This is a genomic window from Peribacillus sp. NPDC046944 (assembly GCF_050272735.1).
GTDB lineage: Bacteria > Bacillota > Bacilli > Bacillales > DSM-1321 > Peribacillus.
Window position 1 is genome coordinate 41,882 of the sequence record NZ_JBNNML010000012.1, and the last position, 25,060, is coordinate 66,941.

A 25,060-nucleotide genomic window follows, 5' to 3' on the forward strand; every position below is an offset into this window, starting at 1 on the left:
CCAATTTATAGTAAGATGGCAAATAGTTAAGTGACTGAACTACTTTTTATGGGGTGAAGGGATGAGTGATAAACAAGTTACCGAATTGATTGATCGATACATGAAGGTTTCCTTTCATGTGAATAAGATGGGGGAGCTTCTCATTAAAGACGAGATTTGTGATGTACTGACAAATGAACAATATTATACTTTGCGTTTCATAAAACAACAGCAATTCTGTACCTCGACCGAGCTTAGTGAGGCTTTCCATGTCAATAAAAGCGCAGTCACATCGAACATTAACCGCCTTGAAGGCAAAGGCTTGATAGAGCGTACACGTGACCTTGATGACCGAAGGGTGGTCCATTTGAGGCTTTCCGAAAAGGGAGAAATATTATTTCAGGAAATGGAGCAGAAGATTCATATAGTCGTAGAGACAATCATGGGGAATTTTAAATATGAAGAGATTGTTAGTTTCCTGGATACATATGAAAAGCTTTCACGGACTTTTGCCGAGATGAAGACGGGGATAAGGGAGGAAAGGTAAATGAGAGCAATTATAAAAGGAAAATGGGCAATCGTCATTATCTGGATTGCCATTACAGTTGGATTATTGTTCATAGCTCCTAATATGGCGGAACTCGTCAAGGAAAAGGGACAGTTGGATGTTCCGAAAGAGTATTCTTCCGGAATGGCGAATGAACTTTTGAAGCAAGTGCAAAATGAGGATGAATCGCAGGTGGCCCTGGTTTTTCATAGTGAAAAGAAGCTGACTGCAGATGAAAGGCAAGAGATTGAAAAGGGGATACAAAGGTTAGAAGTGAATAAAGGGGAACTGGGCATCAAAGAAATACTGACCCATTTTAAAGAACCATCCCTTAAAGAACAGTTAGTTTCGAAAGATCAATCCACGATACTGACCTCCATCACCATGACCAAGGGAGACCGTGAGGCAAAGGACGTCATTGAAGCGCTTTATAAGGAATTGGATCAAATAGATGTTGATCATTATTACACGAGCAGTTGGATAATCGATGAAGATCTTAATACCAATTCCCAGGAAGGATTAAAAAAAACGGAGGGAATCACCGTCATCTTCATATTGGTGGTATTATTGGTGGTCTTCCGTTCGGTAGTGACGCCTCTCATTCCGATGATTACAGTAGGCTTCACCTATTTATGCTCCCAATCCATCGTTTCCTTTTTGGTGGACCGTTGGGATTTTCCCATCTCGTCCTATACCCAGATTTTCTTGGTCGGGATTTTGTTCGGGATCGGAACGGATTATTGCATTCTCTTGTTAAGTCGTTTTAAAGAGGAATTATCAGGACAGGAGTCATTGACGGAAGCCATTGTAGAAACGTATCGTACGGCTGGTAAAACGGTCTTCTTCAGCGGATTGACCGTGATGATCGGATTTGCGGCCATTGGCTTTTCCACGTTTAAGCTATATCAATCAGCAGCTGCCGTGGCCATCGGAGTCTTTATCCTGATGGTTGCCCTGTATACAATCGTTCCATTTTTCATGGCAGTGCTTGGCAAGAAGCTATTCTGGCCTTCAAAAGGCAAGCTTGAACATAGCGATAGTAAGTTGTGGGGCAGATTAGGAAACTTCTCCTTAAATCGTCCTTTGCTGGCCTTGCTTATCGTGGCGATTGTTTGTGTTCCCTTTTTATTTATGTATGAAGGGAAGATTTCTTATAACTCTCTTGAAGAGGCTGGGAATGATGTTCCCTCAATCATGGCCTTCAATATCATTGCCGACGAATTTGGTCCGGGACAATCCATGCCAACCCAGATCGTCATCCAGAATGATGAGCGGATGGATTCAGAGGATTATGTCGGGCTTGCGGAGAAGATCAGTGTGGAAATCACGAAGGTGGATGACGTCGATGTCGTCCGTTCTGTAACCCGTCCGACCGGTGAGCCTATAGAGGATTTGTTTGTCTCCAATCAGGCCAAAACGTTGGAAAAAGGAATCGGAGAAGGGAATCAAGGGATTGAACAGATTAGTGACGGATTAAAGACGGCAGGAAGTGAACTTTCAGAATCTGGTCCGCGTTTAAAGAAGGCGACAGACGGAATCGGAGGCCTGATCTCTGGAACCAATGAATTGAAAAATGGGGTAGGCCAGGTAGAGACCGCTTTAACGAGTATTGAAGCAGGTATCCGTGATGGCTCCTTAGGTACAGGGGACGTGAAAAAAGGACTGGAAGAGGTCAAGTCTAACCTTGAAAAGCTGGCTACAGGCAGTGGAAAGCTTTTGGAAGGCTACCAGCAGTCCACATCTGGATTGAATGAACTTAAAGGCGGGTACAAAGATATTCAGACAAATCTTAATGAGGTGTCGAAAAGTCTTACGGGGCTGAACGCATCCTTTGAAAAAATGGAAGCTAGTAATCCGGAGCTTCAGCAAGATGTGAACTACCAAACAATCAAACAAACGGTCCAGGGCGCACAGAGTGGGGTAGGGACGATGGCAGCTGGACTAACGGAACTCAATAAGAATCTCGGCCTTGTATCTGGTGGCTTGAATACCGCGAATAAAAGCATGGCGGAAATCGTGAACGGACAAAAAGCCCTGGGGAAAGGTCTAACCCAGTTGATCATAGGCGTGGATACCTTGCAAAAAGGATTAACGACCATGGCCAATGGACAAAGCGAAGTCATTAAAAATCTATCTCAGTTTGAAGGGGGCCTAACAAGCTTAAGCAGTGGTCAGCAAGAGCTATTGAATGGCTTTTCCAGCATGGGTGGTCAGCTAAACCAATTGGAAGATGGTTTAAATAAAAGTGCCGATGGCCTGAATGAAGTCCATGATGGATTATCATCTGCACAGGGCTATTTATCCGGTCTTGCGAAGACGGATAAAACGGCCACAGGCATGTACATTCCAAAAGAGGTGTTGGAAAGCAAGGAATTTGGAGAATCACTGAATACCTATCTATCTGACGACGGCAAAGTGATGACACTTGATGTAATCTTCAAGACGAATCCATATTCCAACGAATCCATTGAACAAATTGATAGGATTGAGGATGCGGTCAAAAATGTAACGAAAGGAACAAAACTAGAAAATGCCAACATTGCTATCGGCGGAATTACAAGCACCCATCATGATTTGAGCATGATGTCAGAGGCTGATTTCTCTAAGACAGTGGTGTTGATGCTTTCAGGTATTGCAATCGTTCTATTCTTTATGTTTAGATCGTTGGTTATGCCAATCTATTTAATCGTGTCTCTTGTTTTGACATACTTCACGGCAGCGGCGATTACAGAATTGATATTCGTTAACATTCTGGGGTATGCGGGCATAGGCTGGGCCGTTCCATTCTTCGCTTTCGTTATCTTAATAGCACTCGGAATCGATTATAGTATTTTCTTGATGGATCGCTTTAATGAGTGGAAAGGTAAACCGGTAAAAGAAGCGATGTATTTATCGATGCGGAAAATGGGGACGGTCATTATCTCCGCGGCCGTGATCCTTGGTGGGACTTTCGCGGCCATGATGCCTGCAGGCGTTCTGTCACTCCTAGAGATTGCGACTTTAATATTGGTAGGCCTAGCTCTATACGCGTTCATCATATTGCCACTGTTTATCCCAGTGATGGTTGCAACGTTCGGAAAAGCTAACTGGTGGCCGTTTATGAACCAACAGCAATCTGAGAAATGATACAAAACGAAAGGCACCCCACCTGGGTGCCTTTCGTTTGTTTTCTTAGCATTAACTCGTTACATAAACATCTTTTGCTGCTTCTTCTTGTTGGCCGATATTATCATATCCATAACATACGGGAGCCCCATTGGAGGGGTCTATCATGATCCGTGCATCGATTTGAAAGACCTCTTTCAAGACTTCCGGTGTAATCGTCTCGGAAGGGGTTCCAACCTTCATGATTTTTCCATTCTTCATGGTGATGATTTCATCAGAAAAGCGGGCCGCATGATTGATGTCATGTAAAACCATGACGATGGTTCTATTTTGTTCTATGTTTAACCTTTCAACGATCCGTAGAACTTCCAATTGATGAGCCATATCAAGGTATGTCGTAGGTTCATCCAATAATAATATGCCCGTTTCCTGTGCTAATGCCATGGCGAGCCAAACCTTTTGACGCTGCCCACCGGATAGGTTGGCTATTTCCCTATCACGAAAAGGGAGGGTCTTGGTAATGTCCATAGCCCATTCAATCTTTTCTTTATCGTCTCTGGTTAATTTATTGACATTATTGCGGTGTGGATATCTACCATATGAAATAAGTTCCTCCACTTTCAATTGAGAAGGTGCGACAGGGTTTTGGGGAAGCAAGGCCATTAACTGGGCAATCCGCTTTGTATGAATGGACTGTAAATCCTGCCCCTGCAGATAAATGGTCCCGTTTTTTTGCTTAAGGATGCGCCCTATTGTTTTTAGTAAAGTGGATTTACCGCATCCATTCGGTCCAATGATGGTTGTGATCAGTCCTTCTTTTATTTCCAAATTTAATTCTTTGAACACTGTGAATTTTTCATAATTGGTTTCCAGATTTTCCATCTGCAGAATGCTCACGGGCCATCTCTCCTTTTATCTTTTTTCTTTTATTAATAAATAGAGAAAATAGGGAACACCGATAATGGAAATGACGATTCCTACTGGCAATTCAGCCGGTGCAAACACCGTCTTTGCGATATAGTCGGAAGCGATTACCAGGAAGGACCCAATCACCCCACACACAGGAAGCACATGTTTGTGGTGGATTCCTACAAGGTGTTTTGCAATGTGTGGGGACATCAACCCGATAAATCCGATGTTACCTGATACGGAAACACATGCACTCACTAAGCCGATACTGCTGAGCAAGAGAATCGAAGTTTCCTTTTCTACTGATATTCCGAGGCTTTTTATACTGGTCTGTTCCAATTGAAACAAATCCAATAAATAGGCCTTCCTCATAATGATGGGTATTAAGATTATTAGCCAAGGTAACATGGCGACGATGTATTTCCAATTGGCCGAGTAGATACTGCCTGAGATCCATACAGTGGCCATTTCAAAATCCGAAGATTTCATCTTCAAAGATATGTAGAGGGAAAGGGCCCCAAATGCCGAGCCAATCGCAATCCCGGTCAGTAAGAAACGACTCGTATCAAGGGATCCGTTTTTCCACGAAATAAGGAATATGATGAGGGCGGCTAAAATTCCACCAACCAATCCAAACAACGGAACGCTCATGATGGACAGCCAATCAGAACCTGCTCCAATATATTTACCTTGAAAGAAAAACATGAAGATGACGATGGCAGTTCCGGCCCCTGCATTTATTCCCAAGATGCCTGAATCCGCCAAACCGTTTCTCGTTACACCTTGAATGACAGCTCCTGCAATACCTAGTGCAAGTCCCACTAGACCGGCAATGACAATGCGGGGGAGCCTAAAATCAAAAATGACCAAATCGTAGTCTGCGACCGGGTTTATACGGAATAACGTCCGAACGACATCCATGACGGTCATATCAAAGGTACCGCTTACCAAGCTTAAATAGCTTGTCGCTATGATTAGGCAGATACCGACTGTCATTGTGATAACCAAGCGTTTCGATGATTGACTATACACTTTTTTCTCCTCCTTTCGTTCTTATTAAATATAGGAAGAAAGGGATGCCGATTAAGGAGGTGACCACTCCGATCGGCGTTTCGAATGGATAATTAACGAACCTACTGATTACATCGCATAATGCTAGGAAAATTCCACCGATTACACCAGCACAGGGAACGATCCATTTATAATCGATTCCTATTAAAAAGCGTGTGATGTGTGGGATGATCAACCCTATAAATCCAATCTTGCCGACGAGTGCTACTGCAATACCCGTTAGGCATACGACAGAGAGTAGGGAGACAAGCTTAACTAGTTTCGTACGTTGACCTAAGTTGATGGAGACTTCATCCCCCAGAGATAGAATGGTGATGGATTTGGAAATGAATAGAGCAAGGATGATGCCAATTGCCCCAATGGGGATCGAAAGTTTCAGGATGTCCGGATTGATCTGATGCAATCTTGCATTATACCAAAAACTAACACTCTGGGAAATTTGGAAGTAGGAGGCTATCGCAGCCGATATACTACTCAAAAATGTTCCGATTACCGTACCGATTATGGCTAGGCGTACCGGGGATAAACCATTATGTAGTAATGAACCAAAACCAAAAACTATGCCAGCCCCTAAGGCAGAACCCAGCATCGAAAAAAGAATCATATGGAAAGAAGACATGCCAGGAGCGAAAACCATGCAAAGAGTGATGACAAATGCAGAGCCATCGGTCACTCCCATGATTGAAGGGGATGCAAGATAGTTTCTTGTCATCCCCTGCATGAGTGCTCCTGATATGGCTAAAAATGCCCCAACAAGAAGGGCACCCAGAACCCTTGGCAATCGTGAAGTGATTATAATAGCATGATCGACGTTCTCTGGGTCATAATGCAAAAATGCATTCCATACTGTTATTAAGTCTATATTTTTTGCACCATAAAGAATGGACAAAATGGTTGTCAGAATAATTAAGACGGGTGCCATACATAGAATTATGATCGGTAATGAATTTATTTTTGCCATATCAATCAACGCACCTTACTGCTTATTTAGCTAAATTTTCCGATGCAGCTTTTAAGAAGGCTGTTTTACTCCAAGCTGTTCCACCTTGTGCAAGCGGATCAACAGAGTTCACAAACACCTTATCGTTTTTAACAGCCTCGATGCTCTTCCAAATGGAGTTGCTTTCCAATTCTTCTAAAGCTTTTGGTTTTTCAGCATTTTCGCTTTCTGAGAACTGTAGGAAGATATAGTCCGGGTTAATTTCAGCAAATTTCTCTAATGCAATCATTTCTTGCGCTTTGACTGGTTTAATTTCTTCAGGAACCGTTAATCCTAAATCAGCATATAACACTGGGTTGAAGTATACATCTTGAGGATAGAGGAATAGACTACCGTTTCTTACCCTCACAACCATTACCTTTTTATCCTTCAGGTTTTCGCCGACTTCCACTTTTGCTTTTTCAGCATCCTCTTTGTATTGAGAGATGATGGATTCGGCCTTGTCTTCCGTGCCGGACAGCTTGGCCATTAACCGTAAGTTGTCCTCCCAATCAGTAGAAATATGTGAGTAAGGGAATGTTGTAGCCACTTTATCTAATTTTTCCGTTACCGTACCGTCGGATTTGGATGTCCACATGATAGCATCTGGTTTAAGGCCAAGAATGGTTTCGTAGTTTGGCTGCATTTTCTCACCAATTGACTCTGCACCCTCAAGGTCTTTCGCCAAATATTCTGGAAGTTTTCCACCTACCGTTATAGCACCCACTGGTTTAACTCCTAATGCAGCGGCATCTTCCATTGACTCCAAACTTGCTGTCACTATTCTTTTAACTTCAGAAGGAATCGTATATTCCTTGCCAAGATAGCTTATCTTTTGTGTCTCTTGCTTTTTCGTTTCGGTCGCACTGCTTTTTTCAGTAGTATCTCCTGAACTGTTTTCAGCATTACCGCAAGCTCCAAGTCCAATACTAAAGACTGCCGCCATGCCAAGTACCATTAACTTTTTCTTCATGTTCTAACTCCCCTTATTCTAAAATATTTTTTTAAAAATGTGTTACAAACAATATGTAGATGCTCTCTAGCGCAGTTAAAAATTTATTTCGATACCTGTCCAACTAGGAATCTAGTGAGTTAAACGAAGGTAACTAGTGATAACGATTATCATTATCATGCAATATACAATATATAGGTAATCTGCAAAATTATCAATAGCATTTTTGTAAAAAAATAAAATATCATCATTAATTTTCTAAGAAAAAGTTATTCAGGAAAAGGCGTGGTTGCAAATTTCACCATTGTTGATAAACTAAATGAGAAACATTATCATTTAGTGGGAAGTAAGTACTATCAATAAATGGGTTATGAAATACATGATAACTAGAAGTGAAGATTAATAGTCGAAAATTAAGTAATGGGAGGAATGAAAGAATATGGAGAAAGAAAAGGATAAGGCAGCAATGGTGGGTCACTTTAGGGAAGATAGAGAAGTAGTCTTGAAAGGGACGAGTCAATTCCTCATGAAATCTAGTAGGGAAGGACGGATGTACCAAATTTTCATCTATCGACCAAAAGAGGCACAGCCAGCAGGAGGATTTCCAGTCATATATGTGCTCGACGCCAATTCGGTGTTTGGAACCATTGTCGAGGCCATGCGTTTGCAGTCGAAGCGACCTGAAAAGACAGGGATCGTACCTGCCGTTATCGTCGGTATTGGATATCCGATAGACGGAGCATTTTCCACCGACCGTTATTATGACTTCACATTGCCCGTCGATTATTCAGAATTGCCAAAGAAACCTGATGGGGGGGATTGGCCTCCACATGGAGGGGCGGCGAACTTCTTGAATTTCATTGAAGAAGACCTCAAGCCCGAGATTATGAGTTCCATTAACATCAACCGGGGTAGACAAGCGCTTCTCGGTCATTCATTAGGTGGCTTGTTTACCCTGTATACCTTATTCAGTAATCCTCAAGCTTTTCAAACATATATCGCGGGTAGTCCCTCGATTCATTGGAATAAAAAGTGGTTTTCGGAAGAAGAGAATCATTTCCTGAGTCGATTGGGAAGGGATGATAGGGATATCTCCTTATTTGTAGGTGTGGGGGAATTCGAAAAAAATCACAAAAGTGGCATGAATGAAAATGCATTAGAACTCTCTAACCGTTTAAGAACTTCAACGAAAGGCCGGCTACATGTAAAGTTCACGGAGTTCGAGGAGGAAAATCACGTGTCTGTTTTACCTCCATTAATTAACAAGGGACTACGTTTTGCTTTAAGGGCAAATGGACCTGTGTAGGAATAGGTCTTTCTTAGCAAATCGATGAATACCCATTGACCGTGAAGATAGAAATGTATAACATTACCTGTAGAATTTAAATGATAATGATTATCATTATTGATAAAAGATAGAGGGAGAGCTGGTTAAAGGGTTCTCTACCAAACGATTTTTGTAATGAAACTGAGAATCTGTTGCATGGTTGCACTAGATTCTTTTATTAAGAAAGGGAGAGTTAAGCATGTACTTTCAGGAATGTAAGGGGAAAGTGGCACTCGTAACGGGAGGAGCACAAGGGATTGGAGGTGCAGTCGTTCAGTCGTTAGCCAAGCTTGGTATCGTAGTAGCGGCGGTTGACTTCCAAACAGATAAATTACAGAAACACGTAGATGCCTTGAAGTCTGAAGGTTTAGAGGTATATGGGTTTTCAGCAGATGTAAGTGATAGTCCAGCCATCGACCGCATTGTTGATACGGTCGAGCGAGAGATTGGTCCAATAGAAATATTGGTGAATGTAGCCGGGGTTCTTAGCCCGGGGCTAATCGAGTCCTATAGTGATCAAGACTGGCAAAGGACTTTTGCCGTCAATTCCACTGGTGTCTTCAATGTCTCCCGTTCCGTGAGTAAACATATGATAAACAGGAAAAAAGGTTCGATTGTTACAGTGGGTTCCAATGCAGCGAGTGTCCCACGAATCAATTTAGCGGCCTATGCGGCATCCAAGGCAGCGGCCACCATGTTTACTAAGTGCCTAGGCTTGGAATTAGCTCAGCATAATATTCGTTGTAACATCGTTGCTCCTGGTTCGACCGCTACGGAAATGCAGTGGTCTTTATGGGAAGGTGATAATGGGGTAAAACCGGTCATCGATGGCATGCCTGAATTATATAAAGTAGGAATTCCACTGAAAAAAATTGCGGAACCTTCTAACATTGTCGATGCCATTCTTTTCTTCATATCCGACCAATCAAATCATATTACCATGAGTAATCTTTGTGTAGATGGTGGAGCTACATTAGGAGTCTAATAAGCTCGGAAGACCACTATAATATCTGAATATTCAATAACGAAGGGGTTATAGCACATGACTAAACATCCATATAATTCGACTGTATTGGAAAAACCGATGTTGGAAGATTACCAAGATGGCGACTTCTTTCTATCAAGCCCGAACCAAACCTTATTGGGAAAAGGTTCCTTGCTAACGGTTCCGGGAAATGAAGAAAAAGAGAATCAGATGGAGGATCTTGCTAACAGGGTTGCAGCAACGTTGGAGCGAGCAAAAAGGCTTGGACAGGATAATCCAATCGTCACCGGCGCCATACCGTTCGATTATAAGAAGCCCGCTAATCTGCATGTGCCAGAGACGATACATTCAACTGTACGTGTTCAAGAATATGGTCCTAGTAGAACAGTGGAGACGGATTCAGTCCCTACATACCAAATTAAATCGGTTCCAGAGCCTGCCCAATATAAAGAAGGTGTCGAAGAAGGACTAGTACAGATAGCCAGTGGTCATCTGGACAAAATCGTCTTGGCTCGGTCCTTGCAACTTACATCTTCGATAAGTGTAAATATCAATGAGTTGCTTCATAACTTGGCAAGACAAAATACAAAGGGTTATACATTTGCCGTTGATTTGGGAGAGCAAGAAGATTCAAGCGTTTGCACCAAAACATTAATCGGCGCAAGCCCGGAACTACTAGTTTCAAGAACTGGCTTACACGTGGTGGCTAATCCGTTGGCAGGCTCCCGACCGCGAAGTGACGATCCAGTGGAAGATCAAAGACGTTCGAAGGAATTGCTTTCTTCTTCAAAAGATTTACATGAACATGCTGTCGTAGTAGAGGCAGTGGCGGAAGCACTTCGTCCATTTTTCAAGAAGATGGAAGTCCCCAAAAGCCCATCGGTAATAAGTACAGAGACAATGTGGCATCTATCGACAGAAGTGAAGGGGGAACTTGCGGATCCTGAAACTTCTTCTTTGGAGCTTGCCATCGCGCTTCACCCGACTCCTGCCGTATGCGGTTCGCCGTTTGAGCGGGCAAGGGAATCCATCTTGGAGATTGAACCTTTCGATCGGGGATATTTCACGGGAATGGTTGGATGGTGTGATGCAAATGGTGACGGTGAATGGATCGTCACGATTCGATGCGCAGAAGTGGAAGAAAAGGCGCTTCGTTTGTTTGCCGGAGCCGGCGTGGTCGGAGAATCTAAACCGGAAGAAGAACTTGCCGAAACTTCGGCTAAGTTTCAAACCATGCTTCGCGCAATGGGGATTGATACGGAATTATCAAAGTAATTGGCATGGAGGGGAAAGATGATGTTAGAAGGTTTTACTTCGTGGCCTAAGGATTTGGCTGATTTATATAGAAAAGAAGGTTGTTGGAAAGGGGAGACCTTTGGCGGCATACTACGTGACCGTGCCAAGGAGCATGGAGATCGGATTGCCATTACCGGAGGGGAAAGAAACCTGACTTATGCAGAGTTGGACGACCGTGCCGATCGGTTAGCGGTCGGCCTTCAAAAGTTAGGAATAAAGAAGAATGACAGGGTCGTCATCCAGCTTCCTAATGTCATTGAGTTTTTTGAAGTCATTTTCGCCTTATTCAGGATCGGGGCTCTTCCTGTATATGCCCTTCCTTCCCATCGCAGCAATGAAATCGGGTATTTTTGCGAGTTCACGGAAGCCGTTGCTTACATCATTCCAGATAAACATGGTGGATTTGACTACAGAACACTTGCCCGAGGCGTTCAAAGTAAGAATCATAGCTTGTTGAATGTGATCGTGACAGGGGATGCAGAGGAGTTCACAAGTTTGGAAGGGTTATACGGAGAACCTGACGAATTGGTGGAAACACCCGTCCAGTCTAGCGATGTCGCTTTCCTACAGTTATCCGGCGGAAGTACGGGTTTATCAAAGTTAATTCCAAGAACACATGATGATTACATATACAGTTTACGGTTAAGCGCTGAAATATGCGGAATCAATCAAGATAGCATCTATCTAGCGGTGCTTCCCATCGCCCATAACTTTACGATGAGTTCCCCTGGCATCCTAGGCACGTTGTATGGTGGGGGACAGATTGTCCTTTCACCTGGCCCTAGCCCTGATGAAGCGTTTCCTCTCATTGAAAAACATGGTGCGACGATTACTGCACTCGTACCGCCCCTTGCATTGAGATGGCTTGAAGCGGTTTCATCACGTCATGATGATTTATCCAGCCTTCAAGTGATGCAAGTTGGAGGGGCGAAGTTTAGCGCTGAGGCGGCCCGCCGAGTAGGCCCGGCCTTTCAGTGTAAATTACAGCAAGTATTCGGCATGGCGGAAGGACTAGTGAATTATACGAGGCTTGATGATTCAAATGAGCTCATCGTGAACACTCAAGGAAGTCCAATGTCAGAATTTGATGAAATTCGTGTGGTTGATGAAGAAGATAAGGAAGTTGCGCCCGGTGAAGTAGGGACATTATTGACAAGGGGGCCTTATACGATTTGCGGTTATTACAAGGCACCGGAACATAATGAGAAGGCCTTTACTAAAGATGGATTTTACCGTACGGGTGACTTGGTAAGCATAAATTCTTCAGGCTACTTAGTCGTTGAGGGCCGAGATAAGGATCAAATCAATCGAGGTGGCGAAAAAATTGCGGCAGAAGAAGTGGAAAACCATCTGCTGGCCCATGAAGCCGTTCATGATGCAGCGATTGTCTCGATGCCTGATGAATACCTTGGGGAGCGGTCATGCGCATTCGTGATACCAAGGGGGGAAACCCCTAAAGCCAGAGAGCTCAAACAGTTCTTGAAGGATAGGGGTCTGGCTACATTTAAAATTCCCGACCGAGTGGAATTCATCGAGACCTTTCCTAAAACGCCATTAGGAAAAGTAAGCAAAAAGGCACTTAGACAAATCATTTCTGACAAGCTAAATGAACGTAAAATAACAACATTATTAAAATAAATTAGAAAAAGGAGTGATTTGATGGCTATTCCCGCTATCACACCATATGCAATGCCAGTTGAATCTGATTTACCAAAAAACAAGGTGGCATGGAAGGCGGAACCGAAGCGTTCGGTTCTTCTCATTCATGATATGCAACAATATTTTATCGATTTTTTCGAAAAAAATGATTCACCCATACCGGAACTATTGAAGAACATAACAACCATCAAGGATCGTTGTGTGGAATTAGGCATACCGGTAGTTTATACGGCGCAACCGGGAGATCAAAATCCTAAGGACCGTGCGCTCCTGACAGATTTTTGGGGAACGGGGCTCGATGATGACCCGAACCAGACAAGAATCGTGGGCGACGTTGCTCCGTCTGATGACGACATCATGCTGACTAAGTGGAGATACAGTGCATTCAAACGAACCAATCTTCTTGAATTAATGGAAGAACAGGGACGTGATCAACTTATCATTTGTGGAGTATATGCCCATATTGGATGCCTTTTAACGGCAAGCGAAGCGTTTATGCAAGATATACAACCATTCCTGGTGGCAGATGCGGTCGCTGATTTTTCGTTGGAAGAACATAAAATGGCCCTGAAATATGCCGCAGAGCGATGTGCGTTTACAACTTCAACGCTTCAGTTGCTTGACCAATTACAAGTCAGTGAACAATCATCACCTGCTAGTCAGGAAGGAGCCGATTGGACAATAGAGGAATTAAGGATGATGATTTTCGACCTTCTTGGCGAAGACCCTTCAGAAGGTCTTGAAGATCATGAGGATTTAATCGATAGAGGAATGGACTCCATTCGCATGATGAGCCTTGTGGAAATGTTGAGAGGAAAAGGGGCGGAAATCAATTTCATGCAAATGGCTGAGAAACCGACAATTGCTGATTGGTGGAACCTGCTATCTTCCCAGAAAGTTTTAGCTTGATCCGATGTGAAAAGGAGGTAAATGAGGTGAGTAATATGGAGAACCAAAAAACTCGCATGGCATTGTCCGGCGCACAGTCCGGCATATGGTTTGCGCAGCAACTAGAGCCGGATAACCCGATTTACAATACGGGTGAATACATAGAGATTAAAGGGAAAATAGAAGTAAGTAAGTTTGAAGCAGCGCTCATGCAGGCAGTAAGGGAGGCAGAAAGTTTACATATTCAATTTGGGGAGGACCAAAGCGGACCTTATCAAGTCCTGGTGGACTCCACTGAACTACCCTTTCAGTTCTTGGATGTAAGCGATCAAGATAATCCTGAAGAGAAGGCCTTGCAATGGATGAGAGAAGACCTGCTTCACCCCATTAACTTAAAAATGGACAGCCTTTACTCTCAAGCATTGTTTAAGGTTGGACCAGAACGGTATTTCTGGTATCAGCGGATTCATCATATAGTAATGGACGCCTTTGGATTTTCACTAATATCGCAGCGGGTCGCGAAGCTGTATACGGCACTTGTCCAAGGTCGACCATGTGAAGAGGCAGCCTTTAGTCCTTTCGTTAAGCTATTGGAGGAAGATGCTAGATACAGGGCGTCCGAGAAATTCGAAGCCGATCGTCAGTTTTGGCGGGAGCGCTTTGCTGATCAACCGGAAGTCATGAGCCTTGCTGAACGGGCTCCTAGGACATCTAACGGTTTTCTTAGCCAAACGGGTTATTTATCGACTGTTGCCACACAATCTTTTAAAAAAAATGCTCATAAATACTCGGGGACGTGGCATGAAGTGGCAATGGCTGTCGCTGCTGTATATATTCATCGTCTGACGGGAACGGAAGACGTCATCCTCTCCCTGCCGATGATGGGGCGTTTGGGCTCTGCTTCAATCAATATTCCGAGTATGGTGATGAACTTACTTCCATTGCGTGTAACCGTTCGACCGGATATGGCGTTGAAGGAAGTAGTGAAGCAAGTATCAAGCGAAGTGCGTACTATCCGCCGCCATCAAAACTATAGACATGAAGAACTTCGCCGTGACCTTAAGCTTCTTGGTGATAATCAAAGATTATTCGGTCCGCAAATCAATGTCATGCCTTTTGATTATGGATTGGACTTTGCGGGTAATCAAGCCATTACACATAAGCTGGCCACAGGCCCGGTCGATGACATATCGATAAACATATATGACAAGTCTGATGGAAATGGATTAAGAATCGATTTGGATGCTAACCCGGAAGTGTACGATTTGGAAGAGCTAGGCATTCACCATACCCGATTCTTAAGGTTGTTCGAGAAGGTGGCCACTGCAGAAGAGGTCCACATGATCGGGGAACTTGAAGTGCTTTTACCTGAAGAACGTGAGAGGGTCATGCACCAGTGGAATCAAACCGCCGAGGAGATTCCGTCTGCCAACTTGCCAAGCCTGTTTGAAAAACAAGTAGCTAAAAGCCCATACCTAACAGCCCTGGTAGATGAAAAGACGATCCTTAGTTATGAGGAATTGAATAAGCGTGCCAATCAATTTGCCCATCTTTTATTGGAAAAAGATCTAGGTCCGGAAAAATTCGTGGCGATTGCTTTACCGCGCTCTGCGAACATGGTCGTGGTCATGTTGGGCGTATTAAAGACAGGGGCTGCATATTTACCAATCGATCCCGATTATCCCATTGACCGCATTGAATACATATTGAACGACGCGAAGCCTATTTGTCTAATAACAAACCGTGAAATTGCTTCAAAACTACCAAGTGGTGGTGAAGCGGAACTCATCTTATTGGATGAGGCAGAGCATGCTCTTTCATCAGGAAAATATTCCGATGGAAATGTGGATGAGTCAAACAGGAATGGAGCCCTATCACCTCTTAACCCAGCTTATATGATCTATACATCCGGTTCCACAGGGAATCCAAAAGGTGTCGTCATTCAATCGGAAGGCCTGATTAATTTCCTTTCTTCCATGCAAAGCCAATTTTCCTTGAATCAAGAAGATAGGCTTCTGGCGGTCACCACCATCGCATTTGACATATCCGGTTTAGAAATGTACTTGCCACTTCTTAATGGAGCCAGCTGCGTCGTTGCAGCCAAGGAGAAGATACAAGAACCCAAGGCGTTGGCAGACATCATTACCGAACATGATATTACCATCATGCAGGCGACACCGACGCTTTGGCATGCCATGGTTTCCAATTATCCAGATGTAATCAAGGGGCTTAAGGTCCTTGTTGGTGGGGAGGCTCTTTCCATTAGTCTAGCCACAGCATTAAAGGATTTAGGGTGTGAAGTAACCAACTTATATGGTCCAACTGAAACGACGATATGGTCGACATCTAAAAAGCTGGATTCCAGTCAGACAGGCATGCCATCCATAGGATCACCCCTTTGGAATACACGGGTGTTTGTACTCGATGCAGGTTTACAACCAGTCCCTCCCGGAATCGTTGGCGAATTGTATATTGCAGGGAAAGGGCTAGCCCGGGGGTATCTAGGTCGCTCGGATTTAACAGCAGAGCGTTTTGTCGCCAACCCGAATGGTCCTAAGGGCAGCCGGATGTACCGTACAGGTGATTTGGTTCGTTGGAGAGTGGATGGTTCACTGGATTATATTAGTCGCGCTGACCATCAAATTAAAATACGTGGTTTCCGGATCGAGCTTGGAGAAATCGAGGCAAAGCTTGTCCAACATCCTGAGGTTTTACAAGCGGCCGTGATTGTTCGCGAGGAGATTCCGGGTGATAAACGAATTGTGGCTTATATTGTTCCTTCGCTGGATTCGAAAGTGGATCCAGGGGAACTTCGTGCATTTGTGGGCAGTAGTCTTCCGGATTATATGATTCCATCGGCAATCGTTGAGATGCAAGAGTTGCCGCTAACTCCAAATGGGAAGCTTAATCGTAAAGAATTGCCAGTGCCCGATCTCTACTCGCTGATTTCAGATCGAGCACCAAGAACACCGCAAGAGGAAATTTTGAGCGAGTTGTTTGCTGAAGTTCTAGGTCTATCTAGAGTAGGAATTGATGATAGCTTCTTTAATTTAGGTGGGCATTCACTCCTAGCATCAACTCTGATGGCACGAATACGCAATACATTCGGAGTGGAACTCGGCATAGGCAAGATTTTTGAGTCACCGACCGTGGCGGGTCTTGCAAAACAGCTCTCCAATGGAAAAAGTGCCCGATTGCCCGTGAAAAAAACGAGTAAGCCCAAAAAGATACCCCTTTCCTTTGCACAGAGGAGATTGTGGTTCCTACACAGTCTTGAAGGCCCTAGTCCAACCTATAATATTCCGTTGGTCATAGAATTATCAGGAAACCTTGATACGAATGCTCTCGAGGCAGCAATCAATGACCTGGTTGCTCATCATGATACGTTACGGACGATTTTTCCAGTAACGGAGGGGAATGCCCATCAAAGCATCATTGACCCTTCTGAGGCCCGGGTTGAATTGTTAATAACTAGAGTAAAAGCGGCGGACCTGGATGCGGAGATTGCAGTCGCTACGCGTTATAGCTTTAATCTCGCTGTGGAGCCATCCATTTATGCTCAGCTTTTCTCAGTGGAACCGGATCAGCATGTTTTAGTTTTACTTTTACATCACATTGTAGCCGATGGATGGTCCCTTACCCCTCTTACGCGAGATTTGTCTGCGGCTTATAAAGCCAGGGTTCTTGGAGAGGTACCTAACTTGACTCCTCTTCCTGTCCAATATGCGGATTATGCGCTTTGGCAGGAAGAATTGTTGGGAAAAGAGAACGATGAAGCTAGCTTAGTGAAAGAACAGCTTGATTATTGGAAGGAGACACTGGCGAATCTTCCCGATCAGTTGGAGTTGCCTATGGATTTCCCTCGGCCTATCGAACCAAGCTATAAGGGGGATACATTGAAGTTTATGATTTCACCTGTCCTGCATCGTAGATTAGTGGATGTGGCTCGTGAAAACGGAGTCAGCTTATTCATGGTATTGCAGGCGGGACTTGCGACCTTGCTTACTCGCCTTGGAGCGGGTACGGACATTCCGATTGGAAGTCCGATTGCAGGTCGAAGCGACGATGCTTTGAGCGAAATAGTCGGATTATTTATTAATACCTTGGTGCTCCGTACGGATACTTCTGGAGACCCAACTTTCCGTGAACTTCTTGAAAGGGTAAGGAATGTTGATTTACAGGCGTATGAACATCAAGACTTGCCTTTTGAACGCTTGGTAGAAGAACTGAATCCACCACGTTCACGATCTAGGCACCCATTATTCCAAATCATGCTTGCCCTGCAGAATACGCCTGAGCCAAAGCTAGAGCTTCCGAGCATTCACTCCAACCTAGAGCTATATAGTGTGGGGACTTCCAAATTCGATATGACGATTGAGATTCGGGAAATGCATGATGACACAGGAAAACCGGATGGAATGAGCGGGTTTCTTGAATATAGTGCAGATCTATATAAACCTGAAACCATCGAGAGGATGCTTAACCGATTCGTACGAGTATTAGAAGGGGTTGTAATGGAACCGGACCAGACAATCGGACGATTGGAAATATTGGAGCCAAAAGAACGTCAAGAAATTCTTGTTGATTGGAATCAGTATGGTGAAGAAATCCCTGATTCCTGTTTACCAGCTTTGTTTGAAGAACAAGTGAACAGGTATCCAGATAAAATCGCTGCTGTATATGAAGATGAATCCCTAACATATGAAGAGCTAAATCATAGGGCAAACCAGCTTGCCCGTCTGCTAATGGCTAAAGGGGTTGCATCGGAGCAATTTGTAGCATTGGCCACACCAAGATCATTGGATATGGTGGTTGGGATACTTGCTGTACTGAAGGCGGGGGCGGCTTATTTGCCTCTAGATCCTGAATATCCTATCGACAGATTGTCTTTCATGCTTCAGGATGCGAAGCCTAGCTACGTCCTTACAAGTTCCAGTGTGGCAACTAGCCTTCCGAATCTGCATGATATCCAACAAATTGTATTGGACGATCCGAGCACGTTAGTGGAAATGTCACGATATTCAACAGATAACCCACTAGATCGTGAACGGAAACAGCCTTTATCACCATTAAACGCAGCTTATATTATTTATACTTCAGGTTCAACGGGTGTACCGAAAGGGGTAGTCGTCCCCCATCAAAATGTAGTCCGGCTCTTTGGGTCGACAGAAGACTGGTACCAGTTCAATTCGGATGATGTTTGGACGATGTTCCACTCTTATGCTTTCGATTTTTCGGTATGGGAAATATGGGGGGCGCTTCTTCATGGCGGGAAGCTTATAGTTGTATCTCATTCAATCAGCCGGTCACCAGAAGAGTTTTTACAGCTCCTTGTGGATGAAGGAGTCACGGTTCTTAACCAGACCCCATCTGCCTTTTATCAATTAATGCAGGCGGATCGTAACAAGCCGGAACTTGGACAGAATCTAACGTTACGGTATGTGATTTATGGTGGGGAGGCACTTGAACTAAGCCGCTTGGAGGATTGGTATAGCCGTCATCCGGAAACTGCGCCACGATTGATTAATATGTATGGAATTACGGAAACGACCGTTCATGTAAGTTATCTGGAGCTTAACAGGGAAGTCACCGCCGTGAAGGCGAACAGTCTCATAGGCTGTGCCATACCGGATCTTGGGGTGTATATTTTGGATGCGAGCCTACAACCGGTACCTGCAGGAGTAACTGGGGAGATGTATGTCTCTGGTTCAGGTTTGGCCCGCGGGTATCTTGGGCGCCATGGTTTGACGGCAGAGCGTTTTGTTGCTAATCCATTCGGTCCATCAGGAACCAGGATGTATCGGACCGGAGATTTAGCCAGATGGCGTGCTGATGGCTCATTGGACTATATGGGACGGGCCGATCATCAAATCAAGATTCGCGGTTTCCGTATCGAGCTGGGAGAAATTGAATCATTACTTGCCCAGTGTCCTTATCTGGAGCAAGTTGCCGTCATCGTTCGTGAAGATCACCCAGGTGATAAGAGATTGGTGGCTTATGCTGTGCCAGCGGTAAATACGGTTTTCAATCCAGCCGAATTACGTCGGTTTGTTGCAGCCGGCCTTCCAGATTACATGATTCCATCTGCATTTGTCCAAATGGCCGATTTGCCTTTGACAGCAAATGGAAAGCTGGATCGAAAGGCGTTGCCAGTACCTGATTTCGGTTCAGCCGTTTCAGGGCGTGGACCAAGGACGCCACAGGAGGAAATCTTATGTAAACTGTTCATGGAAATTCTTGATCTTTCACACGTTGGAATCGATGATGGATTCTTTGATCTGGGAGGGCATTCCCTGCTTGCCGTCCAGCTGATGAGTAAGATACGTGAAGCGCTTGGCGTTGAGTTGAGCATCGGAAACTTATTTGAAGAGCCGACAGTTGCTGGCCTAGCAGAAAGGCTTGAAATGGGTTCGAGTCAGAGTGCTTTGGATGTCTTGTTGCCACTACGCAAAAGTGGCGAGGAACTTCCACTGTTCTGTATACACCCAGCGGGAGGATTGAGCTGGTGCTACGCCGGGCTAATGACGGCTCTTGGTCCAGATTACCCAATATATGGACTGCAAGCTCGGGGGATTTCTGAGCGTGAGCGCTATCCGGAAACACTGATAGAGATGGCAGCAGATTATATCGAACATCTCCGCAAAATCCAGCCAAAAGGCCCTTATCGTTTATTGGGTTGGTCACTGGGTGGAAATGTCGTGCATGCCATGGCTACCCAACTGCAAAACGAGGGGGAAGAAGTCCAACTTGTGGCCATTCTGGATGCATTTCCAAGTCAATTTTTGCCGACTACTAATGCTCCTGGTGATGAGGAAGCATTGATCGCCCTGCTTGCCTTGGGTGGGTATGATCCTGATAGTTTAGGAGACAAGCCATTGGATGATGCTGGTGCCATAGAGATTCTGCACCAAGATGGAAGTGCATTAGCTAGTTTGGAAGAAAAGACAATCCTTAACCTGAAGGAAACCTATGTGAATTCTGTTCGTATCATGGGTGAATATGAACCAGGAGTGTTCAATGGTAATGTTTTGTTCTTTAAATCAACACTCATACCAGAATGGTTCCCTAGCCTTTCAACGGATACATGGAAACCATATATAAATGGATTGATTGAACAACATGATATTGAGTGCCGTCATAAGGATATGTGTCAACCTGAGCCACTTGCGGAAATCGGACAGGTGATTGCAAACAAGCTTTCAAATATGAAAAAAAAAATTACGCATTAATTAATGAAGGTGGAGATGAAGAATGACTAACCCTTTTGAGAACGAGAATGGTACGTATAAAGTATTGATAAATGAAGAAGGTCAGCATTCCCTCTGGCCTGCCTTTTTGGACATACCAGATGGTTGGTCCACCATTTATGGAGAAGAAAGCAAAAAGAATTGCTTGGACTATATTAATGCCAACTGGACGGATCTTCAGCCTAAGAGCCTAAAGCTCGTATCGAGCCTTGATGGCGTAAAGTGAACGTGCGCATATACGAGAATCCTAAATTAGTCGTTTGCATGGTTTATGTGATTGCCATGTTCATGGTTTCGATGGACGGCACGATCGTCAATGTCATTCTTCCCGTCATCGGCCAGGAATTCAATGTCATCCCCTCAGCCACAAGCGGTATTAATATAGGCTACTTAGTAAGCCTCGCGGTCTTTCTCCCTATATCGGGGTGGCTTGGGGATCGATATGGTACCAAGAAAATTTTCCTATTGGCACTTGGGGTTTTCACACTCGCTTCCCTTCTATGCGGATTTGCGACAAACCTAGAGACCTTGACCCTATTTCGGGCCTTGCAGGGTGCAGGCGGTGGACTCCTTACTCCAGTAGGAATGGCAATCTTATTCAGGACATTTTCTCAGAAAGAACGAATGAAAGTGTCAAGGACCCTTGTCTTGCCCATTGCCTTTGCACCAGCCATTGGTCCGGTTGTCGGTGGTTTCTTTGCGGAACAGCTATCTTGGAGCTGGGCTTTTTATATCAACATTCCTTTTGGAATCATCGCTATCCTCATCGGTTTGCTGTTCTTGAAGGAACATAAAGAGCCATCGGCCGGCAGGCTTGACCTGACAGGGTTTCTGTTATCAGCTGCCGGTTTGTCGATGGTCATGTATGCACTGAGTACCGGTCCTTCAAAGGGATGGAGTTCTCCAGTCATTATGTATACGGGACTGATTGGCTTCATACTTGTCTGTTTGTTTGTATGGCGAGAATTACGGGTCAAGGAACCCATGCTGGATTTAAGCTTATTATCGGACAAATTGTTCCGTTCCCTTGGCCTTATTTCTCTATTATCGCAAGCAGCATTAATGGGCATGCTCTTTATATTCCCGTTAATGTATCAGAATGCCATGAATGCCTCTGCCCTGGATAGTGGATTGGCCACTTTTCCTGAGGCATTGGGGCTTATGGTAGCATCCAGGATGATTCCTTGGACTTTCAAGAAATTGAATGGCCAGCAGGTGATCTGCCTTGGGCTACTTGGGACGGCCTTAATCTTTGCCATCATTAGTATTGTTGGTCCGACAGCGAATCCTTGGTCTTTACGACTCTTATTATTTAGTGTCGGCATCTGCTTGGGACATGCAGTGATTGCTGTACAGTCTTCCATTTTCACGAATATTACTTCAGCATCGATGGGAAGGGCAACTACATTATTCAATGTCCAGAATCGATTCGGCTCAGCTGTTGGGGTAGCCGTACTAGCGAGTGTGTTGGGAGCCTTGGGGACAAGCGAGGTGGCAAGGAACGGAATAGAACAGAGTAACTTGGAATCCTATCAATATGCTCTCCTTGGCTCATCAGTCTTTCTTGTTATAGGTCTTACTATCTCGTTACGTCTGAAGAAAGAAGACTTTAAGAGTATCTTGCCAAGTCAGCAATCGACTGAAATTCCTAAGACAGAACCAGTCAGAATGAGTAAGTGACAAAATTCCAGATGGAGATGCTTGAAATAGAGGGTTGCTGTGATTCTAATCAGCGGCCCCTATTTATTTGTTTGAAGAGTATAAAAGGGGGGCTAGATGTGATTGAACTATATAGTTGTAAATTGCCTGCGAGCAGGGAAAATGCGGATATAGACAATTTGCTTGTTCATGTTTCAAAAGAAAGGCAGAGCCGATTGAAAAGGTTTGTGAAGACTGATGATGCATATCGTTCCCTGATTGGGGATTTGTTGGTGCGTTTCGCATTAAAAGAACGATACGGCTCGATGGATAGGGAACTGAGAATTCAAACGAATGAATATGGCAAGCCGTTTTTATGTGACTTTCCTTCCTTCCACTATAATATCTCCCACTCTGGTGAATATGTAGTGTGTGTGGTTCATGATGACGCAGTGGGTGTGGATATAGAATACATAGGACCATTTGATTTACCCCTCGCCAAAGAGCTTTTTACTAAAGAAGAGTATCAATACGTTTTGAATGATAGAGAAGTCGGCCTTGGTGCCTTTTATGACATCTGGACCTTGAAAGAGAGTTATGTGAAAGCGGTTGGTGAAGGCTTATCCATGCCATTACAGGGGTTTTCTATGAAAAAGTGTAGCAATGGATCCATCCAAATCACAGATATGGAAACAGAAAGACAGATTAGGGATTACATATGCAGACAGTACACAATAGACAATCACTACTGTTTATCTGTTTGCGCCCATCATGCCAATGCAGATCAATTTAGAAATGAACCGACATGTGTCACGTTTCAGGATGTATGCGAGAGTTTGAATGTTCCTTCCTGAATATGTACAGGGCCGTTGGCAAACGTAGCTTAGATAGGGACGAGATGAAAAGAAAATATCATGGCATTTGGCCTAAGTCTGGTATAGATCCTATTATTGATGGAGGAATGAAATGTGAAACAAATGAATGTTGCCCAGGTTATAGAAGGGAGTAAGTTTAACTCTTTTCATTTAACTGTTTTACTATGGTGTATTTTCCTCATCCTTTTCGATGGATATGATCTAGTCGTTTATGGAGCCGTCATTCCAACCTTAAGTCAAGAGTGGGGGACATCACCGGGCATCTTGGGATTGATAGGGAGTTTGACGTTGGTAGGCGGTTTAATAGGCTCACTTATTTGCGGGATCGTAGCGGATAAAGTAGGGAGAAAGAAAGTAATCATAGCTTGTGTTGCTATTTTTGGTTCGTTTACTCTATTGACAGGTTTAGCGAAGGGACCGGTAGATTTTGCGATATACCGTTTTCTTGCAGGGCTTGGTTTGGGCGGCATTCCGCCGTTATTGGTGGTGCTCACCTCTGAATATTCTCCCAAGCCGATTAAGAATATGATGGTGGGTATCATGTTCAGCGGATATTCGATTGGCGGTATATTAGTCTCTCTTTTTGGAATGAAGGTCATTCCGGAGTTGGGATGGGAATGGATGTTTTTCATAGGGGCCATTCCCTTATTGGCCATTCCCTTTTTAATTAAATCTTTACCTGAATCCCTTTATTATTATGTGGAAAAGGGAGACTATGAAAAAGCGAAGGGAATAGTGGCTCGTTTAAATTCCTCCTATGTTCCCCATGATGCAGATCGATTTATCATGAATTTATCAACTTCCGGTGTTCCAGTGGTAAAGCTCTTCGAGAATCGCCGTGGAAGATCCACCATCATGTTTTGGATCGCATGCTTTATGGGATTGTTGATGGTATATGGATTGGGTACGTGGTTGCCTCAACTGATGATTAAAGCGGGCTATCCGTTGAATTCCAGCCTGCTGTTTCTTTGTTGCTTGAACATTGGAGCAATCGTCGGTTCGGTATGCGGGGGTTGGCTAGCAGATCGAATTGGCTCAAAACGAGTGTTGATCAGTTACTTCAGTATAGGCGCGGTTTGCTTGCTCCTCCTTGGTTTTAAACCAGGGTCATTCTTTCTATATGTTTTGGTGGCAATAGCAGGGGCTGCGACAATTGGATCGCAAAATTTAAACAATGCTTATATCTCCATGTTCTATCCGACACAGATAAAGTCGACAGCACTGGGGTGGGCATTAGGTATAGGTAGGTTTGGGGCTATAGTGGGACCAACAATCGGTGGGCTGTTAATCGAGTGGGAGTTGCCTATTTATATAAACTTCCTCAGCTTTGCGATTCCCGCTTTTATTGCGGCGATCTCCATTAGTCTTGTCCAAAATAAATATAATAGCACCATGAATCTTGAACTCTCTTCTCCCAAACGATATCAAAAGATTATTTGAATACTTTATTGATCGCGTCAAAGGAGGGATGGGATTTTGGCTGAGTATACTTGCCAAGTATGTGACAAGACATTCAAAAGCTATAATGCAGATGCTAAGTATTGCTCTCAATCGTGTAAGGGAAAGGCTTATATAAAATATCCAATAAGACATTGTGAATCAT

The 25,060-nt window shown here is 44.1% G+C and carries 16 protein-coding genes; 12 read left to right on the top strand and 4 right to left on the bottom strand.

Features of this window, described 5'->3' with window-relative positions:
* Positions 1-61 precede the first annotated feature (61 nt).
* Entirely contained in the window at positions 62-526 is a 465-nt protein-coding gene (locus tag ACQKIC_RS18045; protein WP_427592084.1) for a MarR family winged helix-turn-helix transcriptional regulator, read from the top strand.
* Positions 527-3,652 carry an MMPL family transporter gene (locus tag ACQKIC_RS18050; RefSeq protein WP_427592083.1) on the top strand — a complete coding sequence of 1,042 codons (3,126 nt, stop codon included), beginning with the start codon at positions 527-529 and terminating at the stop codon, positions 3,650-3,652.
* A 51-nt stretch (positions 3,653-3,703) separates the two neighbouring features.
* Here the strand turns inward: ACQKIC_RS18050 and ACQKIC_RS18055 are convergent, their stop codons facing one another.
* The 4 genes from ACQKIC_RS18055 to ACQKIC_RS18070 are packed head-to-tail and all read right to left on the bottom strand — an operon-like array spanning position 3,704 to position 7,563.
* On the bottom strand, positions 3,704-4,528 hold the full coding sequence (locus ACQKIC_RS18055; protein ID WP_427592082.1) for an ABC transporter ATP-binding protein: 825 nt from the start codon (positions 4,526-4,528) through the stop codon (positions 3,704-3,706).
* Positions 4,529-4,543: 15 nt separating this feature from the next.
* Complete coding sequence (locus tag ACQKIC_RS18060; protein WP_402991445.1) at positions 4,544-5,536, bottom strand: FecCD family ABC transporter permease; 993 nt, start codon at positions 5,534-5,536, stop codon at positions 4,544-4,546.
* 28 nt (positions 5,537-5,564) lie between these two features.
* On the bottom strand, positions 5,565-6,572 hold the full coding sequence (locus tag ACQKIC_RS18065) for a FecCD family ABC transporter permease (RefSeq protein WP_427592081.1): 1,008 nt from the start codon (positions 6,570-6,572) through the stop codon (positions 5,565-5,567).
* A gap of 22 nt (positions 6,573-6,594) precedes the next feature.
* Complete coding sequence (locus ACQKIC_RS18070) at positions 6,595-7,563, bottom strand: iron-hydroxamate ABC transporter substrate-binding protein (protein WP_427592080.1); 969 nt, start codon at positions 7,561-7,563, stop codon at positions 6,595-6,597.
* Positions 7,564-7,981: 418 nt separating this feature from the next.
* Here ACQKIC_RS18070 and ACQKIC_RS18075 point away from each other — a divergent pair, with 418 nt between their 5' ends.
* From ACQKIC_RS18075 to ACQKIC_RS18120, 10 genes are all read left to right on the top strand, one after another.
* A complete protein-coding gene (locus tag ACQKIC_RS18075; RefSeq protein ID WP_402875604.1) occupies positions 7,982-8,848 on the top strand; it encodes an alpha/beta hydrolase in 867 nt (288 codons plus the stop codon).
* A 220-nt stretch (positions 8,849-9,068) separates the two neighbouring features.
* Positions 9,069-9,854, top strand: coding sequence for a 2,3-dihydro-2,3-dihydroxybenzoate dehydrogenase (locus ACQKIC_RS18080; protein WP_402991399.1), 786 nt, complete (start codon positions 9,069-9,071; stop codon positions 9,852-9,854).
* 57 nt (positions 9,855-9,911) lie between these two features.
* Entirely contained in the window at positions 9,912-11,129 is a 1,218-nt protein-coding gene (gene dhbC / locus ACQKIC_RS18085) for an isochorismate synthase DhbC (RefSeq protein WP_407406613.1), read from the top strand.
* A 21-nt stretch (positions 11,130-11,150) separates the two neighbouring features.
* Positions 11,151-12,788, top strand: a complete 1,638-nt coding sequence (locus tag ACQKIC_RS18090) for a (2,3-dihydroxybenzoyl)adenylate synthase (protein ID WP_427592095.1) — start codon at positions 11,151-11,153, stop codon at positions 12,786-12,788.
* 21 nt (positions 12,789-12,809) lie between these two features.
* Complete coding sequence (locus tag ACQKIC_RS18095; protein ID WP_402991405.1) at positions 12,810-13,718, top strand: isochorismatase family protein; 909 nt, start codon at positions 12,810-12,812, stop codon at positions 13,716-13,718.
* A 35-nt stretch (positions 13,719-13,753) separates the two neighbouring features.
* Positions 13,754-20,926, top strand: a complete 7,173-nt coding sequence (locus ACQKIC_RS18100) for an amino acid adenylation domain-containing protein (RefSeq protein ID WP_427592079.1) — start codon at positions 13,754-13,756, stop codon at positions 20,924-20,926.
* 22 nt (positions 20,927-20,948) lie between these two features.
* Positions 20,949-21,170, top strand: coding sequence for an MbtH family protein (locus ACQKIC_RS18105; RefSeq protein ID WP_427592078.1), 222 nt, complete (start codon positions 20,949-20,951; stop codon positions 21,168-21,170).
* A 2-nt stretch (positions 21,171-21,172) separates the two neighbouring features.
* Entirely contained in the window at positions 21,173-22,624 is a 1,452-nt protein-coding gene (locus tag ACQKIC_RS18110; RefSeq protein ID WP_427592094.1) for an MDR family MFS transporter, read from the top strand.
* Positions 22,625-22,722: 98 nt separating this feature from the next.
* Complete coding sequence (locus tag ACQKIC_RS18115; protein WP_427592077.1) at positions 22,723-23,436, top strand: 4'-phosphopantetheinyl transferase family protein; 714 nt, start codon at positions 22,723-22,725, stop codon at positions 23,434-23,436.
* A 123-nt stretch (positions 23,437-23,559) separates the two neighbouring features.
* Positions 23,560-24,897, top strand: a complete 1,338-nt coding sequence (locus ACQKIC_RS18120; RefSeq protein ID WP_427592093.1) for an MFS transporter — start codon at positions 23,560-23,562, stop codon at positions 24,895-24,897.
* The last annotated feature ends 163 nt before the right edge of the window (positions 24,898-25,060 follow it).

Bases quoted from the DNA above. Each gene is read 5' to 3' on its own strand.
- ACQKIC_RS18095 (WP_402991405.1), top strand. From the start codon at position 12,810: ATGGCTATTCCCGCTATCACACCATATGCAATGCCAGTTGAATCTGAT.
- ACQKIC_RS18090 (WP_427592095.1), top strand. From the start codon at position 11,151: ATGTTAGAAGGTTTTACTTCGTGGCCTAAGGATTTGGCTGATTTATAT.
- ACQKIC_RS18060 (WP_402991445.1), bottom strand. From the start codon at position 5,536: ATGACAGTCGGTATCTGCCTAATCATAGCGACAAGCTATTTAAGCTTG.
- ACQKIC_RS18070 (WP_427592080.1), bottom strand. From the start codon at position 7,563: ATGAAGAAAAAGTTAATGGTACTTGGCATGGCGGCAGTCTTTAGTATT.
- ACQKIC_RS18075 (WP_402875604.1), top strand. From the start codon at position 7,982: ATGGAGAAAGAAAAGGATAAGGCAGCAATGGTGGGTCACTTTAGGGAA.
- ACQKIC_RS18045 (WP_427592084.1), top strand. From the start codon at position 62: ATGAGTGATAAACAAGTTACCGAATTGATTGATCGATACATGAAGGTT.
- ACQKIC_RS18080 (WP_402991399.1), top strand. From the start codon at position 9,069: ATGTACTTTCAGGAATGTAAGGGGAAAGTGGCACTCGTAACGGGAGGA.
- dhbC (WP_407406613.1), top strand. From the start codon at position 9,912: ATGACTAAACATCCATATAATTCGACTGTATTGGAAAAACCGATGTTG.
- ACQKIC_RS18105 (WP_427592078.1), top strand. From the start codon at position 20,949: ATGACTAACCCTTTTGAGAACGAGAATGGTACGTATAAAGTATTGATA.
- ACQKIC_RS18120 (WP_427592093.1), top strand. From the start codon at position 23,560: ATGAATGTTGCCCAGGTTATAGAAGGGAGTAAGTTTAACTCTTTTCAT.
- ACQKIC_RS18065 (WP_427592081.1), bottom strand. From the start codon at position 6,572: ATGGCAAAAATAAATTCATTACCGATCATAATTCTATGTATGGCACCC.
- ACQKIC_RS18100 (WP_427592079.1), top strand. From the start codon at position 13,754: ATGGAGAACCAAAAAACTCGCATGGCATTGTCCGGCGCACAGTCCGGC.
- ACQKIC_RS18050 (WP_427592083.1), top strand. From the start codon at position 527: ATGAGAGCAATTATAAAAGGAAAATGGGCAATCGTCATTATCTGGATT.